Here is a 17,634-nt window from a genome sequence, read left to right on the forward strand (position 1 = left end):
CCGTTTTCTTTTCGACAATCTTGCCGCACCGTTTCTACCGGTAAATAATGGATTCGCGTCGGATTCGACGCAGGTGCAACGGCAGATGTAAATATTTCAGAAATTTATATTTCATTAGTAAAATATTTTGGAGTAAAATAAAAAGCATCCCAACTCGAACGCGGCGCGAAGATGAAAACGATTGCCAGTCTCAGCCTGATTTGTTGCACAGCCTTGCTCGGCGCCTGCGCCGACATGGGGCACATCGTGCCGCAGTCGCAGCAGGTGGACGCGAATACGCTGGGCGGCGTCGGCACGGAGCAGGCAGGCAAGGGCATCGAGGCAGCGCAGTGGCCGCAGGCGCAATGGTGGAAAGCCTATGGCGATCCGCAGCTCGATGCGCTGATCGATCAGGCGCTGGCCGGCAATCCGAACCTGCGCATTGCTGAAGCACGCGTGCGTCAGGCGCAGGCGATCGCCGGCGGCGCCGAAGCGGCAACCATGCCGCAGGTCGAGGCGAAGACGGCGATGACTTACCAGCTGTTTTCCGAACACGATTTCATCCCGCCGCCGCAGGCCGGCCACGTCGACTGGTACAACCGCGCTGCGCTGGAAGCGACCTACGATCTCGATCTGTGGGGCAGGCAGCGTTCGGCGCTGGCAGCTGCCATCAATGAAGTAAAGGTGGCCGAGGCCGAATCGCAGATCGCGCGGCTGGCGCTGGAAAACAATATCGTGCGCGCCTATGTGCAGCTGTCGCTGCAGTTCGCGCTGAAGGATATCGCCGAGGAAACGCTCAAGCATCGCGAAAAAGGCCTGGAAGTCGTGCGCAAGCGGCTGGCGGTCGGTTTGGCGACGGAGATGGACGTCACGCAACTGGAAGCTGCCATTCCGCCGCTGCAAATCCAGGTCGAGCAGTACGACGAAGCAATCATCCTGCTGCGCAATCAACTGGCTGCATTGACCGGCAAGGGACCATCCGCCGGCACGCAGATCGCGCGGCCGACGATGAAACTGGAGAACAACGACTGGCTGAGCCTGCCGTCGACGCTGCCGGCCGATCTGATCGGGCGCCGTCCCGACGTGGCGGCGCGACGCTGGGGCGTGGAAGCGTCTGCGCGTGAAATCGATGCGGCCAAGGCAGCCTTTTATCCCAACATCAACCTGATGGCTTTCATCGGATTTCAGTCGGTCGGTTTCAGCCGTTTCATCAACAACGAATCGGCGATACGCGGCATCGGTCCGGCAATCTCTCTGCCGATCTTCGACGGCGGCCGCCTGCGCAGCAATCTGGGTGCGCGCACCGCCGTCTACGACGCCTCGGTAGAGAACTACAACGCCACCGTCATCCATGCATTGGAAAGCGTTTCCAATGCGCTGGTCACTGCCCAATCGCTGCAGCAGCAGAAGAAGATGAACGATGCGGCGGTCGCCACGGCCGAGCATGCCCGCACGTTGGCGAGCAAGGGATTCGCCGCAGGCCTGGCTGACTTTCTCGTATTACTGAACAGCGAAGTCAGGCTGCTGTCGCAGGAGCAATTGCAGGCGCGGATCGCCGCGCGCATGCTGGAAAGCCATGCAGCGCTGATGCTGGCGCTGGGCGGCGGCTATCAACCCGAACCGGTGCAGGCAACCAAAACGGGCGACGATCAACCGAAAACGGAGCAGCCATGAGCGCATTCGACAGTACGGCCGGCCGCATTGCGCGCTGCAGCGAACGCATGCCGGATTATCCGGGGCAGCTGGTGACCCTGAGCCGTCTGGCTTATCACATCCAGAAACGCTCGCAGGACCAGTTGAACGCCGTGCTGAAAAAGCACGGACTGACGAACGTCAGCTTCACTGCATTGATGGTGCTGTATGGCTCGGAAAACGAAACGCAGCGCGCGTCCGATCTGGGCGAAGCCTGCTCGGAAAAGCCGGCCAACATGACGCGCATCTGTAACGAGCTGGAACAGCAGGGCTTGATCAAGCGCCGCTCCGGCGTGGAAGATCGCCGCAGCGTGACGATCTCGCTGACGGCGGCAGGGCGCAAGCGCGTCGAGCAGCTGTCGCCGGAACATTGGGCGATTCTGCATCGCACCTATGAAGGCATCGCCGAACGCGATCTGCGCCAGCATGAAGAATTGCTGAAGCGCCAGCTCGCCAATCTCGAAGCGGAGGCGCAGTGAGCGTGTCAGCCGATACAGCGGCAAAGACAGCGGCAGAGACGCGACCGGCACGCCGGCGCCATCTCGGCCGCCTGTCGCGGGCCGTTGCGCAGGATTGGCTTGGCAGCGAAGGCGAACGCTGGCTGTTCGTGCTGAAGACATTGTTCGCCGCTTTTCTCGCGCTATGGATCGCGTTCCGGCTCGGCTTCGATTCGCCGCGCAGCGCGATGATGACGGTCTTCATCGTCGCGCTGCCGAGTAGTGGCCTGGTACTGGAAAAGGGTTTCTACCGGCTGATCGGCACACTGGTCGGCTGCGGTGCGGCGCTGGCCATCGTCGGCCTGTTTCCGCAGCAGCCGATGCTGCTGTTCATCGCGCTGGCGATCTGGGTTGCGCTGTGCACGGGCGGCTCCACGCTGCTACGCAATGCGCGTTCTTACGGCTTCGTGCTGGCCGGCTATACGGCCTGCATGATCGCGATTCCGGCGATCGACGATCCTCTGGGTGTTTTCAATCTTGCCGTTGCACGCGTTACCGAAATCACGCTCGGCATCCTGTGCGTGGCGGTCGTCAACGATGCGCTGTTTCCGCGACACCAGAGCGAGCAGTTGGTGCAGGCGGTACGCCGTCTCTATTTGAACTTTGCACAGCTATGCCATGACGCGATGCGCGGCAAGCTCAGCGAGACGCAACTGGAAAAGCTGCATCTGCAGTTCGCCACCGAAGTCGCGGCGCTGGAATCGAACCGCGCTGCTGCTTTTTTTGAAGCCGGCGACATCCGCACACGCACGCAACAGTTGCATGCGTTCAACGCAGCGGCGATGGCGGCACTGACGACGTTCCATACGTTGCATCAGTGGATGCAGCGTCTGCGGGATCGTGGCGATTCGCCGGTGCCGCATGCGATGGCGCCGCTGTATGCCTCCTTTTCGCAAGCCTTGCTGGTGACCGAGTTGCCGGCGCGTACGGCGGCGGAAGCCGCCGTGACGCGTGAACGATTTGCATCGCTGCAGCAGCAACTGCCGCAGATGATCGAACAGGCACGCGCCGAATTTGCCTTGGCCGATCCTTCCGGCCGCCAGCGGCTGGACATGGATACCGCGCTCGAACTGATGCAGCGCTTCAACGATGAGATGTATCAACTAATCGCGATCTATCACGCGCTGCCGGGGCGGCTGACCGAAGCAGCGCGCGCAGGGCAGGCCAAGCCATTGCCATACAGCGCACGCACGCCCGGCGTCATCGCCGTCGCAGCCGGCCTGCGCGCCGCCGCTGCATTGCTGATCCTGGCGCTGGCCTGGTATGGACTGAACTGGCCGAGCGCCGGCGGCGCGGTGATCCTGACGGTGGTTTTCTGTGCGCTGGCAGCCTCGTCGCCGGACCCGAATCAGATGATCAAGCAGGTGACGATCGGCTTTGCCGCAGCGACGCCATTCGCCTTCATTTGCGCGTTCTACATGCTGAATCACGTCGAGGGCTATCTGATGCTGGTGCTGTCGATGGGCAGCTTCCTGGTGTTCGGTTTATATGCGACGACGTGGCGCCGCGTGGCCGGCATCGGCCTCGGCTTTAACCTGATGTTCGCGCAGATCATCGCGCCGGAAAATTTGATGCGTTTCAACGTCGTCACATTCTTCAACGACGCAATCGCTCAGATCATCGGCCTGGTGCTGGCGTCGGTGATGTTTGCACTGATCCTGCCAGAGCATCGCCAGGGTTCACGCCGCCATATCGAGCGCGCCATGTGGGAAGAAGCGCTGCTGCTGTGCATCAGCGACCGGCTGCAATTGCGCCATCACTTCGAGAATCGCATGCGCGATCTGCTGAACCAGTTGAACATGGGCATACGTGGCACGGCCGATGCCGAAACGCGCCGCGTGCTGAACCAGGCGATTGCGCTGCTGGAACTGGGCCACGCCATCCTCGATTTGCGCGCGCTGAATGCACAACTGCCGTCCGGCCATCTGGCGCGCATCGAAACCGAGAAATGCATGGACGTGCTGGCAACTTATTTCAGCCGGCCACAATCGACCACGCACGCGCGTGCGCTCGTGGCTACGCGCGAGGCCGGTGTCGAGTTGCGCGCACTGAAGGCGGAAGCGGCTCCGGATGGCGACGAAGCCGGCGTACTGCAACGTGCGCTGACGGATCTGCATCTGATCTACGCTTCGCTGCTGGATTCCTCGCTGAACACATCCCGGCCGTTCGCCGCCGCATTGAATGGAGGTGCCGAACATGGCGCGTGAAATTGCTGTTTTCGGCATCCTGATGCCGTCGCTGCTGCTGGTCTTCGTACTGAGCCTGCTGATCCATGTCGGGGTCGACTGGCTGTGCGGCCATTTCGGCGTCTATCGCTACGTCTGGCACAAGTCGTTGTTCCGCCTGTGCCTGCTGGTCTGCATCTTCGGCGTGCTGGCCTTGCTGCTTTATTGAACACATCAACAAGAAACGGGAGCGCATCATGCGTCAATCTGTCTATCTGCGTTATCTGATCACAGCGGTACTGCTGCTGATCGCATTCTTATTCGGCCGCTATCTGTGGAACGACAACATGAATTCGCCATGGACGCGCGATGGACGCATCAAGGCCGACATCATCCACGTCGCGCCGGATGTGTCGGGCATCGTGACTGGCGTGTCCGTCATCGACAACCAGTTCGTGCACAAGGGCGATCTGCTGTTCACGATCGACAAGGATCGCTATGCACAGGCGCTGGCGCAGGCGGAAGCAAACGTCGCCGCACAACAGTCGGAGAAAAACATGCGCGCGCGGGAAGCAGCCCGCCGCGCAGGACTGGATGCGGCCATCGTCACCAGCGAGGATCGCGAATCGGCCGCATCGCTATCGGCAGTCGCCGCTGCGCGTTATGAAGCCGCCATCGCCGCGCGTGATACGGCAAAGCTGAATCTGGAGCGAACCGACGTGCGCGCACCGGCCGACGGCTATGTGACCAATCTGCACGTCTATGCCGGCGATTATGTTTCAGCCGGTGTGGCAAGGCTGGCGGTAATCGACAGCAATTCCTTCCACGTCAGTGGCTATTTCGAGGAAACCAAGCTGCCTTATCTGAATGTCGGTGACGCAGTGGAAATCCGCATGCTAGACGGTAGCCCGGCGATGCACGGCCACATCGACAGCATTTCGCGCGGCATCACCGACCGCGATGCGACGACGGGCAGGGAATTGCTGGCCGACGTCAACCCGACCTTCAACTGGGTGCGGCTGGCACAGCGCATTCCGGTGCGCATTCGCATTGATGATTTGCCGAAGGATCACAAGCTGGCGGCGGGCATGACTTGTACGGTGATCGTCAAACCGGCAGAGAAAAATAAATCGATAAATCAATGTGATAAAGCGCGATGCTCTCATTTTTAAATTAAGTAAAGACACAATAATTAACAATTACCCCATAGATATGGGGCTTTAAAGAAAATTTCCTTGAGGTAACTTCCGCTATTCGATTTGATGTACGGATAGCTGGACAGATGCAGTTACAAGGCAAATTCTTCAATGTGATTGGAAGCAAGCGGTTGAGCAATTTCTTGCTTTCGATGCTTCCTTCTCTTTCCTTCACAGTTCCGCGTTTATCGACGGCCTTTTGTGTCTTGATGGCGTTTTTGCTGTTGCCATCAATCCCTGCATCGGCGCAATCCGCGGGTGCCGGACCTGCACAACGGGCAGAAGAAGGTCTGCGTCGGCAGGAAGAGCGTTTGCGTGAGCAACTGCAGCAGCAGATGCCGAAGCAGGATGTGTTGAGACCAGAGCAGAAGGAGTCCTTGGTTACAACGCTGCCGGACGAAACTCCCTGTTTTGTCATTGAAAACTTCCGTTTTGAAGGGAGCGGGGCAAAGCGGTTCGCTTGGTTGAAGAACGTCGTGGCTCCCTATCAGGGGCATTGCATCGGTCTGGAAGGCGTACGCAGGATTGCTTCTTTGCTGGATGCCAAGCTGGTCGAATGGGGCTATGCGACGACAAAAAGCAGCTTGCCTGCACAGAACCTGAGCAGCGGCACGCTGACGTTCCATTTGCATGTCGGCAAAGTATCGGAGGTGCGATTCGTCGAAGCCGGGACCAATATGCCGGACAAGGCATGGGGGACGTGGCGCAATGCATTTCCGGTATCCGTCGGCGATGTGCTGAATATCCGCGATCTGGAGCAAGGCACTGAACAAATGCAGCGGCTGCCGAGCCAGACGGTGCGCAACAGGATCGAGCCGGGCGAGCAGGCCGACACCAGCGTCGTTGTCGTCGAACGGCAAACAGGCAGCTTCGCCGACCGGATTCGCGGATGTTTGACGCTGGATAATTCAGGCACCGAACCATTGGGGAAAAAACAGTTTTCAGGATGCATATCTGTAGATAATCCGCTTGGCCTGAATGACATCCTTAGTCTTAACGTCAGCAGCAATACGGAGAATTTGAACTCCGAACATCGCAGTCAAAGTGCTTCCGTCGGCTACAGCATTCCTTTCGGCTACAGCACACTTTCCTATAACCACTCCAAAAGTCGCTACGCCCAGGTCGTGCAAGGCACGACAGCGCACTTCCTCTCCAGCGGTTCCAGTAGTTCGGATCAGTTCCAATTGGATCATGTTGTCCTGCGGGATGCCTCCTCAAAATTCGGCGTCTATGCCGCCGTGTCGACACGACGTGCCAAAAGTTTTCTGGACGATGTGGAACTGCTGGTTCAGAAGCGGCGGACCACCAACTTCGAGACGGGCATCAACTACAAGAAACTCATTGGCGATGCCACGGTTTATCTGGAAGTCGGTTATCGACGCGGCATGGGATGGAAGGATGCGCAGAAAGATTTTGAAGAAAGCATAGACGGCCTGACGTTGCGCCCGAAGTTGTGGTTGTTCTCTGCAAATTTCAGCAAGCCTTTCAAGATCGCGGAACGGCCTTTCCAGTACAGCCTATCTCTTAACGGCCAGCACACCAGGGATGTGACGACATCGAACGATCAGTTCTCGATCGGCAATCGATATAGCGTGCGCGGCTTTGATGGAGAAAGCATCCTGCTGGCCGAAAGCGGCTATTCGCTGCGCAACGAAGTAGCCACCTCGTTTCAACTAGGCGAGAGCGTCGGCATGCAAGCGTATGCAGGTATCGATCTTGGCAGGGTATGGGGGGAGAGCGCCACCCTGCTGATTGGTACCAAGCTGGCCGGTGCCGTGGCTGGTCTGCGCGGCCAATGGAAGGCGCTGCAGTGGGATGTGGCGGTGGCGACGCCGCTCTACAAGCCGGAAGGTTTCACGACACGTAATACGAATCTGTACCTGTCGGTGACATACGGATTCTAAGTTTCCAAGAAACAGCGAAGAGCAATTGAACGACACCAGGTATTGGCAGGGACAAGGGGAATCGACGATGAATCAGCAATCCAATCTCAATATTGATTTGATCGAACCGGGTGAAACACGTGTTGTGCGCCGTCCATGGGTACGCCTGGTTGCTCAGGTTGTCACCTTCCTCTACCTTGCCCAAATCTTCGGACCGATCGCCTCTGCCTTTGCGCAGGTCGTCGCGTATAAGAACGCGCCGGCCGGACGGCGTCCCATCATGGATGCAGCCAACAACGGTGTACCCATCGTTAACATCGCGCCGCCCTCAGCCAAGGGTGTCAGCCGCAATCAATACCAGGATTTCAATGTCAATTCCAAAGGGTTGATTTTGAATAACAGCCGCAACAACAGCCAGACGCAGCTCGGCGGCTGGGTTGCCGGCAATCCGCAGATGGGAGCGCAAGCTGCGCGCGTCATTCTCAATGAAGTGGTATCCGGCAATCCATCCCAATTGAGGGGCACGATCGAGGTGGCAGGCCAGAGGGCTGCTATCGTCATTGCCAATCCCAACGGCGTGACTTGCGACGGTTGTGGTTTCCTGAACACGGACCGCGCAACGCTGGCTGCTGGTTCGCCACAATTCGGCGCTGGTGGCGCTTTGACCGGCTTTAACGTCGGTCAGGGGAAGTTGAATATCGGCGCCCAGGGATTGAGCGCCGCCAATGTCGAGCAACTCGATCTGATTGCACGCGGTATCGTCATCGAAGGCGAAGTCTGGAGCAAAAACCTGAACGTCATTGCTGGCAGAAACCAGGTTCTCTACGGCACACTGCAAGCCATTGCACAGAATGGAAGCGATGCGACTACCGGATTCGCAATCGATATCAAGGAACTGGGCGGCATGTATGCCAACCAGATTTACATGGTCGCAACCGAGCAGGGGCTCGGTGTCAACAGCACAGGGCGTCTCGCGGCTTTGCAGGGTAATTTGACACTGGCGGCCAATGGCGATCTGGCATTGAGCGATAGTTATGCCAGACAGAATCTACAGGTTGCGGCAAGCGGAAATGTCACCTTGAAGAGCAAAGCCATCGGTGATAACGCAGTGCGCGTTGCCACTGTCGGTAATCTCGACAATCTAGGCATCGTGTTCAGCGGTGGAAATCTCGAAATGAAGGCGGCCAGCCTGACCGACAATAAAGGCAAGCTGATGGCTGCTCGTGATTTGTCGCTGCATGCTAATGAAATTACTCTGAACGAGACGGCACTCACGGCGGACGGCAATGCCATGCTGACCGCATTGACCGGTAATGTGGAAGGAGACAAGGCCACGCTCTATGCAGGAGGCGACCTGGATATCGCTGCGGCCGGGCGAGTCGCCAATGCGGGTGGTACGTGGCAGACGGCCGGGAATGCATCGTTACAGGCAGGGAGCATCGATAATCGTGCGAGCAGCATTCTCGCCAATCGGGCGCTATCGTTGATGACATCTGACGGCGGTTTGCTAGACAACCAGTCCGGTACGTTGGTCGGCAATACAGCTGTTGCATTGGTCGGCGGCGAGATACGCAATGCACAGGGAACGATTGCAACGGATGGCACCTTGCATATAGATACCAAAGGGGCGCAATTGAATAACGCGGAAGGAAACATGCATGCGGGTACCGATGCGGCAGTTTCTACGGCGCTGCTGGACAACACGAACGGTACGCTCGCTTCCTCCGGAAATCTGATGCTCGACATTAACGGCGATTACACCAATCACGGCATCCTGTCGTCCACACAGGATCTGAGCGTCAACGCCACAAATATCGTAAATAGCGGCACGATGAATGCCGGCCAGAAACTGACTGCCACTACGGGGAATCTGCTGAATGAAGGCGAACTGAGTGCCGGTAGTGAAACGGCATTGAATCTTGCAGGCACGTTGACGAACACCGCTACCGGTCTGGTGGACGGCAACACCACGGCAATCAGTGCGAATGCAATCGATAACAAGGGGCGTGTCTATGGCGATTTGCTGAAGATCCAGACCGATACGCTGGACAATAGCGGAACGGGCGTCATTGCTGCGCGCGAGAACCTTTTGCTGGGTGCAAGGAACATTCGTAATACGGATGGCGGACTAGTCTACAGCAACGGAGACATTGCAGTTGCAGGGAATTTCGATGGCAATGGCAATGCTACGGGAGAGGTCGAGATGCTGCTTAATGCTTCGTCAAAGATAGAAGCGGCAGGAAACATCGATATCGCAGTCAGGAATTTGACCAACCGGAATGATGAACTGGTGACACGTACAGTGACGAGCAGCACGCCGATCAACAAAACACAAATTCGGCGTCACGAAAGCAGCGATTTGACGAAATACGATCCGTCGCAATTAGGCTGGTCTTCGAAGTTGGGAAGAGGCATGGGCGCTTATGTGTTGCCAAGCGCGGCTTATCCGTTTACTACCTACGGTACTGAGCCTAAAGAGGTGGCGTATAGAGGCGGGTGTGATTCAGAAACTAATAAATGCAATTACATATTCAATTACACCAATTCTGATCCGATATGGAAACTTTTCGGAGTAACGCCAGGGCAGGATATTGAGCACGCCCGTACCTTAAATAACAAGATTCTTGCTTTCAATGCGAATCTAACTGCGCGTTCATTCGACGACTGGTACGAATACAAGTGGACAAGAAGGAACATCACCAATACGGTTGTCGATTCCACACGCCCAGCCGAAATTTTGGCCGGAGGTGCATTGAGCATTGATGCCAGCAATTCGGTATTGAATGACAATAGCAGCATGGTGGCCGGCGGTGCAATCAACATTGTCGGTGCGAATGTCGAGAATCGCGGCACGCAAGGTACGCGAACAGAGACGGATGTCGGTCATCTGCGGATTCGTTATGTGACACGCACGACGAATGATCCTGAACTGGATTGGTATGATCAGGGAGCGGTTACCGGCGCTCCTGTCGTCACCACAACGACGCTGCAAGCGTATACCTATAAGCAGAATGCATCGGCACCCGTCGCATCAAGGGACCTGACATCCAGTGCCGGTTCGACACCAGTGACACCGCTTCCGGACGAGGCGATTGATCAATTGTCCGGTCAGGTGCAACACCGCGAATGGACGATTCCGAACAGCAGCATCTTTACTACCAAGGCTGCACCGGATGCGAAATATCTGATCGAAACTGATCCGCGTTTCATTATCGAGAAAAATTTCCTGTCGAGCGACTATTACGCCAATAAATTAAGCGCTAGCCCGGAGCTGCAAATCAAGCGTTATGGAGACGGTTTCGCAGAACAGCAGCTGATCAATGATCAGATTCTTGCATTGACGGGAAGGCGTTATCTTAGCGGTTACACCGATACGGAAAGCGAATACAAGGGCCTGATGGATGCAGGTATTGCCTTCGCGCAGCAATACCAGATCAGTCCAGGCGTGGCGTTGTCGGCAGAACAAATGGCGCTGCTGACGACCGATGTTGTGTTGCTGATCAAACAGTTCGTTACATTAGCCGACGGCAGCGCGCAGGAAGTTCTGGTGCCGCAGGTTTATCTGCGTCGACCGAAGGAAGGAGACCTGTTGCCGAGCGGTGGATTGATCGCGGGATCGGATGTGACGATCAAGTCTGTAGGTGATATCGTCAATAGCGGTCAGATTTCCGCCGATAACGAAACCACGCTGGTGGCAGGTGGCGACCTGATCAATCGCGATGGCCGTATCGATGGTCAGGATGTCTACGTACGCGCCAACAATGATCTGAAGAATATTTCTGGAACGATCCTGGGAACAGGAGAAAACAGCAAGGTCGCCTTGTCGGCCGGCCGCGACATTGTGCTGGAAACGCGCACGATTTCCGGTGAAACCACCAGAACTGCTACCACGGTCGCCTCCAAACGTGTGAACGCGGATCGGATTGCGACGGTGCAAGGTGGCGATGTCACGCTTGATGCCGGCCGTGACATGATCGGCAAGGCAAGCGCCGTACTCGCCGACAAGGATCTTGCGGTAGTCGCCGGTCGCGACATCAAGGTTAGCGCCCTCGAAACCAGCTATACCATCAACGATCAGCGTGGCGGCCGCGTTACAAAAGGACGTACCGCCTATCTCAAGGAAGAAAATGTTACTAACCAGCTGGGTGTTTTTGGTGCTGGCAATAGCATTGTCATGGCCGCAGGAACGGCGGGCAAGGGCGATATTGCACTCACCGGCGTGAATGCGGCGGCTGGTGACAGCATCGTCATGCAGGGAACCAATGTCACGATCGAAGCAGTCAAGGACTCCCAGCTTGACGATATCCAGAACGTCAGCAAGAACCGTTATCTACGCCACATGCGATCAGGCGAAACGCTCTCGGGTGGTGTCATTTCTGCAGGAAACGATCTGATCGTCCGTGCGACGGGAGAGGCAGGAAGTGTCGGAGAGAATGACAAAGTAAAGCCGATCGCTGGCACGGGTAACGTCAAATTGTCGGGCGCTTATTTGCAGTCTCAGAATGGACAGGTTGGCGTTGTTGCCAACAACAATGTGGAAATTGGTGCGATCAAGACTGAACATTCGACCGCGTATGAGTATTACAAGAAGTCGAAAAGCATGTTCAGTACCAAAGTGGTCACGATCGCAGATCTGGCGACCAGGCAGCAGGTTGAAGGCAGCGTCGTCAGCGGAAAATCGGTTGCCGTTCAGGCAGGAAATCTGATTGATATGACCGGCGACGTGTTGGTCAAGGCCAGCCAGATCGTTGCAGACAATGATCTGCAAATCACCGCAGGCAGAAATCTAACCCTCGGAGCGGATCAACAGCAATCCAAATCATATTATTTTTACGAAAAGAAGAAATCCGGCATGTTCTCCGGGGGCGGCTTCGGTGTGACCATAGGTAGCCAGAAACTCACCCAGAAGCAATGGGTAACGAAAGAGACAAATGTGGGCTCTATTGTCGGTAGCGTTGATGGCAATGTAGACCTTACAGCCGGCAAGCAGTATACGCAGACGGCCAGCCAGGTCAGTTCTCCGGGAGGGGACATCAATATCATTGCCCAGAAGGTCGATATCAATGCGATCGCGGATTCGCAACTCGCTCAAAGCGAGCAGCGCTTCAAGCAGAGCGGCTTGACGATTGCCATCAGCAGTCCGGTTATCAGTGCGATTCAAACGGTGCAACAGATGGCTGAGGCGGCAAGCCAAACCGATGATGGGCGAACGAAAAAACTTGCTCGAGCCACTTCGGCATTGGCGATTAACGATGCTTATGGCGCGATACAACGTGGACAGGGAACGAAGATCAATGGAAAAGAAAATCAGATAGAAACCGGCAAAAAAGATGCTAAAGGAAAAGCTGAAACGCGTGATGCCAACGCGGCAGAAAAGGTGGGCGGAATCGATCTCAGCATTAGTATTGGCTCTTCCAAGAGCGAAAGCAAGTCGATGCAAGCCAGCAGCGCGGCTGTTGGCTCTGAGATTGCTGCAGGTGGCAACGTAATGATCGTTGCTGCCGGAGCGGGAAAAGATTCCGATATCACGGTTCACGGTTCCAACATCACGGCCGGGAATAATCTGGCGATGCTGGCGGAGGATGAAATCAAGTTGATCGCCGCTCGAAATACGGCGGAGCAGCATAGTAGCAACAAGAGTAGTAGCGGAAGCCTGGGCGTTAGCATTGGTACTAGCGGTTTCGGTGTAACGGCATCCGCCAGTTCCGGTCGTGGCAAGGCGGATGGCAGTGATGTTGGCTGGAGCAATACGCATGTAACGGCCGGGGATCAAGTTGCCATGCAGTCTGGCGGCAATACGACCATAAAGGGGGCGGTCGTCAGCGGAAATCAGGTCATCGCCAACGTGGGTGGCGACCTGAATATCGAAAGCCTGCAGGACACCAGCCAATACGACAGCAAACAGAAGAACATCGGTGGCAGCATCACGGTTGGCGCGGGTGTCTCCGGCAGCATCAGCTACAGCAAGAGTAGCGTCAAGAGTGACTACGCCAGCGTGACCGAGCAGAGCGGGATTAAGACTGGCGATGATGGCTTTCAGATCAATGTCGGGGGAAATACCGACCTTAAAGGAGGTGTGATAGCCAGCACGGGTGAAGCTGCAGGTAATGGAAGGAATATTCTTACTACAGGGACCCTTACTACCAGCGACATAGAAAATTATGCCAATGCCAGTGCGAAAAGCAGCGGCATCAGCCTTTCCAGTGATATAGCAACGCAAGGAAAATATGGTATTGCCAAGGGATTAATCGGCAATGCGTTGAACTCTGGAAAAGAGTCAGGTTCTTCTCGGGGAATTACTCACAGTGCAGTAGAGGACGGGGTAATTGTACTGACTAATGAGACCAAGCAATTGGTATGGACCGGCAAGACCGCAGATGAAACGGTTGCGAGCTTGAATCGTGATACTGCAAATGCACAAAATGCCGCGCAGAGGCTGGATGTGGAAGCAATGGAAAGAGCAGTAGAAGCGGAGCGGATGATAAAGCAGGAGGCATTCAAGCAAGCGGTCATGGTGACGGATGCAGTTTATAGATCAGCTACCGGGCCAAAGAAAATAATGCTGCAAAAATGCAATGCACAAGGAAAGAATTGTGATGCGGTAGAAGTTGATATGAATACTCATGAGCTTGCGATAGGGCCGGATGGCAAGGTATATGTTTTCAATCATGGGATCATGAATTCAGAAGGACAGGCTTTGGACAACGCCGCGAAACAAAGTAATGCGAACGCACTTGAACAAGGGGTCTACGTCGTGATTAATCCTCATACAGGTAGCCCCTTGGCAGAAATAGTGTATGCGGCGTGGGATACAGTGGCTTCCCCAATTTTTGGCATTAGTAATGCTAGCGAAGCAAATATAGATATACGTGAACAGGTCAAGGCTGCGGGCGGCATGATTGTTGAGGTTGATCATAGCCGTGGCAACATCACCAGCTTTAATGCAACACAGGCACAACTTCAGAGCGGAGAAACGGATGTGCCTTTAAGCGTAATGCAGATGAATGGATCTCCGGTTAATGCATGGGCTGCACAGCAGGTATTGGATGTTGCTACAAGATTAAATGCCAAGGTATTTCAATCAACGCATCAAAATGACTTGGTAAGTACGTTTTTGGGAAGAAATCCTGCAACTGGTGGATTCATAAGTAGTTTTGTGGATGCTCATACGAACTATGGGCCGAATGTACAAAGGGATGATCAATATCGGATTTGGGGAACTAATGGCGGTAGTTTATCTGTGCCAGCTGCACCTTAAACTCCGCTGAGAAGGTTGATATATGAATAGTAAATCTTTTGCCAAGATTTTTGTGGTCACATGTATTTGCACGGCATGTAGTCTTCCTGAAATGGGTAATCCTCCGTTGGACGCTGGCGATAGATGGGTCAAAGATGGATTGAATAAAGAACAGGTTCGGCGTGCATATATTAAATGTGGTTATAACGATTCGAACTGGAATATGCAGATCCAGAAGGATATAGACAATTGCATGCTAAGAAATGGTTTTATTTTTATAGATTCTCCCTATGAAAATGCTCATAGACAATGCAAGGATATTTATCCTGAATTCCAGCATCTGCCGTCATGTCAATCTTTGAAAAATCGAAAATAAAAAAGAGTTCTAATAATTTCGCTATTTCACAAAAATGAAAAGAATCTTATTTCTATTATTTGCTGCAAGTTTCATATCCGGTTGTGCTAGGTACGGAAAATATCCATAACTCAAAAGATGACACCAGTGCTTGTATTGCTGCAGTCAAAGGATCAGATTTCCTAATTGTCGATGTCCCGGCGGCTGACAATTTCATCTCGAATAAATTGATCGTTGCAACCGTAAAGTCGACTGGTTCTAATGCCATGGATTCATTGGTAAAAACGATGTCGTTGTTCGTTAGACCGGCAATTATCGTCGTCGGTGATAACGAGGAGGTAACTGCTGCGACTTTGGAGGCTGCGTTACTCAAATTGCCACAAGGGACAGTGCGTTCCAGCAGGCCTGTATGTTTTGTTGGTGCTCCGGAACATGAAACTTATCTGATGTTGCTGGAATTCCCTTTGTGATGGCTTCAGCCAGATAGAAATGACGTTCATGCGGTGTAGCTCTTTCTGTTCCCTAGTTCAGATTTTCCTGGCGATCGTTTTTTTCGCGTTTTTGCAGGGATGCGCAATGTCATCCGGCATGCAAGCCGAATTCGATCCGACTGTCCAAGCGCGGATTCGTGTGTTTCACGGAACGGCAGCATACCTCTATCTTGGGGATGTTTGTGACGGCGACACTCATCAGGTTATTCATGCGGGCAATGGAGGTTTCTCTTATCTGGCGCAGAACAAGAGAATAGGTATGCCGGCTACGAATGACATTCCATTTTCATACAACGAGTATGTGGTTCCGGCGAACAAACCCCTTACGGTGAAAATGTATTGGCAGGCACAGAATGCCAGTCGAACGTGGGAATCTTGCGGTCCACTATATACGATTTTTACACCACGCCCCGGCCAGGATTACGATACCTCGATGGAGTTTCGTCGTGGCGTCTGTCAGGGAGTGCGAATACGACAGATTGTTGCACTTGACGGTGGAAAAACGATCGTTCGACCTGTATTGTTGGACAGGTTACCCTTCAGAACCTGCCGTTAACCAGATCATTGAACACGCAAATGCCTCAGGTAGCGATTTCAGCATAAGACTGCAACTCACGAGCCTGTTTCAACGCCATCGCCCACCAACGTAGCTGCGCCAGCATCATCGTCATCGATTGCTCGGCACGCGCTGGCGATGCCAGATTGCCGTTGCAATCGAACTGTTCCCATGCATCAATGAAGGCAACGCTATTGCGTACCGTCATCGCATGCACTTCGGCGAATACTTGGCGTAACTGCTCGACGGCGCGAACGCCGCCCGCTAATCCCCCGTACGAGACGAAGCCGACCGGCTTGGCCTGCCAGACGCCGTAGGTTGAGTCGATCAACTGCTTCAGCACGGCCGGATAACCGTGGTTGTATTCCGGCGTGACGATCACGAAGGCATCGGCTTCGTCCAGCCGCCGTTTCAGGGTGGCCAGCGCAGGGCTGCAATTCCTTTCCAGATGCGGCGGCAGATCGAGTACGTCGGGATCGATGATATCCAGTGAAAAATCCAAATGCCGGCCAATCTGGCGCGATGCCCAGCCGGCAACGGTGTCGCAGAATCTGCCTTCTCGCGTGCTGCCGAGCAGCAGTGCCAGTCGTATGTGTTCCTCATCTTTCACATCGTTTCCCGCCATCTCTGCGATCTCCATCGATTTCTTGCAATTGAGCGGCGGCCAGTGTAAAACCTCAACTTAACTTTAGGTCAAGCGCTTGATATGAAAAAAATGGAAAGAAAGGCCGGGCCGCACGGTTTGCATGAAGAACTGACGGTCGGCGGGGTGGCGGAGCGCAGCGGCGTGGCGGTTTCGGCCGTCCATTTCTATGAAGCGAAGGGATTGATTGCCAGCCGGCGTAATGCCGGCAACCAGCGTCGCTATGCGCGAGACGTGCTGCGGCGTGTCGCCATCATCAAGGTCGCACAGCGGATCGGCATTCCGCTGGCGGCAGTCGGCGAGGCGCTGGCAACGCTGCCGTCCGGGCGCACGCCGACGGCGAAAGACTGGCGGCGCATGTCGGCCGTCTGGAAGGCAGATCTGGATGAACGGATAGAGAACCTGCTGAAGCTGCGCAATCAGCTCAATCAGTGCATCGGTTGCGGTTGCCTGTCGATCCGCGATTGCCGCTTGCGCAATCCGGCCGACACGTTGGCGGAAGAGGGAACGGGGCCGCGTCTGCTGGAGCCGGATTGAGATGTTGGGTCAATCGGATAAGGTCGGATTTGAGATAGGCCTAGTCCGCCCTGATTACTGTGTAGCCGAAATCAGAAGCGGGCATGGAAATGGCTGACGCGTGTCAGCTCTGCCTGCAACGCATCGATGCGTTCCAGCAGATCGAGCGCGAGCGCGATGCCGGGTGCGTTGACTTCCATCTCCTGCGCCAGTTGCTGTGCCAGGCGTGCGCGCCGCAACATCGGCCCGCTGAAGCGCCAGTCCTGCGGCTGTTCGCCTTGCGGTTGTAATACGCCTTCGAATACCCAGGCCGTTATCGTGTCGTGCGAGGTGCCGCAGCAGTGGCACAGTTCGGTCATGCTGAAGGTGATGTCGTCGTCGATCAACTGGCTGTGAATTGCAGTGTCGGTCATGATCGTCTCTC

The 17,634-nt window shown here is 55.1% G+C and carries 12 protein-coding genes; 10 read left to right on the forward strand and 2 right to left on the reverse strand.

Translation table 11 applies throughout. The features are described from left to right. The first annotated feature begins 171 nt into the window (after positions 1-171). From ACO1VH_RS08945 to ACO1VH_RS08985, 9 genes are all read left to right on the forward strand, one after another. Positions 172-1,653: an efflux transporter outer membrane subunit gene (locus ACO1VH_RS08945; protein WP_486244151.1), complete on the forward strand. Its 1,482-nt coding sequence runs from the start codon at positions 172-174 to the stop codon at positions 1,651-1,653. Continuing rightward, a complete protein-coding gene (locus tag ACO1VH_RS08950; RefSeq protein WP_486244152.1) occupies positions 1,650-2,150 on the forward strand; it encodes a MarR family winged helix-turn-helix transcriptional regulator in 501 nt (166 codons plus the stop codon). Before ACO1VH_RS08945 ends, ACO1VH_RS08950 begins: the two co-directional genes overlap by 4 nt. Before the next feature lie 2 nt (positions 2,151-2,152). Next, positions 2,153-4,375, forward strand: coding sequence for an FUSC family protein (locus ACO1VH_RS08955; protein WP_486244153.1), 2,223 nt, complete (start codon positions 2,153-2,155; stop codon positions 4,373-4,375). Further along, the gene (locus tag ACO1VH_RS08960) at positions 4,365-4,562 is read left to right on the forward strand and encodes a DUF1656 domain-containing protein (RefSeq protein ID WP_188420925.1); all 198 of its coding nucleotides are present in this window, start codon (positions 4,365-4,367) and stop codon (positions 4,560-4,562) included. Before ACO1VH_RS08955 ends, ACO1VH_RS08960 begins: the two co-directional genes overlap by 11 nt. Positions 4,563-4,590: 28 nt before the next feature. Then, positions 4,591-5,505 (forward strand): efflux RND transporter periplasmic adaptor subunit, encoded by a 915-nt coding sequence (locus tag ACO1VH_RS08965; RefSeq protein ID WP_486244154.1) that lies wholly within the window; start codon positions 4,591-4,593, stop codon positions 5,503-5,505. Between the two features lie 110 nt (positions 5,506-5,615). Beyond that, positions 5,616-7,433, forward strand: a complete 1,818-nt coding sequence (locus ACO1VH_RS08970) for a ShlB/FhaC/HecB family hemolysin secretion/activation protein (protein ID WP_486244155.1) — start codon at positions 5,616-5,618, stop codon at positions 7,431-7,433. Positions 7,434-7,500: 67 nt separating this feature from the next. Continuing rightward, positions 7,501-14,670, forward strand: a complete 7,170-nt coding sequence (locus tag ACO1VH_RS08975; protein WP_486244156.1) for a two-partner secretion domain-containing protein — start codon at positions 7,501-7,503, stop codon at positions 14,668-14,670. A gap of 414 nt (positions 14,671-15,084) precedes the next feature. Then, positions 15,085-15,474 (forward strand): hypothetical protein, encoded by a 390-nt coding sequence (locus ACO1VH_RS08980; RefSeq protein ID WP_486244157.1) that lies wholly within the window; start codon positions 15,085-15,087, stop codon positions 15,472-15,474. A gap of 106 nt (positions 15,475-15,580) precedes the next feature. Next, a complete protein-coding gene (locus ACO1VH_RS08985) occupies positions 15,581-16,051 on the forward strand; it encodes a hypothetical protein (RefSeq protein WP_486244158.1) in 471 nt (156 codons plus the stop codon). 25 nt (positions 16,052-16,076) lie between these two features. Here the strand turns inward: ACO1VH_RS08985 and ACO1VH_RS08990 are convergent, their stop codons facing one another. Next, on the reverse strand, positions 16,077-16,676 hold the full coding sequence (locus tag ACO1VH_RS08990) for an NADPH-dependent FMN reductase (protein ID WP_486244159.1): 600 nt from the start codon (positions 16,674-16,676) through the stop codon (positions 16,077-16,079). An 81-nt stretch (positions 16,677-16,757) separates the two neighbouring features. Between ACO1VH_RS08990 and soxR the strand changes: the two genes are divergently transcribed. Continuing rightward, complete coding sequence (gene soxR / locus ACO1VH_RS08995; RefSeq protein WP_486244160.1) at positions 16,758-17,231, forward strand: redox-sensitive transcriptional activator SoxR; 474 nt, start codon at positions 16,758-16,760, stop codon at positions 17,229-17,231. Between the two features lie 71 nt (positions 17,232-17,302). Here the strand turns inward: soxR and ACO1VH_RS09000 are convergent, their stop codons facing one another. Next, positions 17,303-17,623: a chaperone modulator CbpM gene (locus ACO1VH_RS09000; RefSeq protein ID WP_486244161.1), complete on the reverse strand. Its 321-nt coding sequence runs from the start codon at positions 17,621-17,623 to the stop codon at positions 17,303-17,305. Positions 17,624-17,634: the final 11 nt, after the last annotated feature.

The organism is Oxalicibacterium sp. (genome assembly GCF_057353965.1).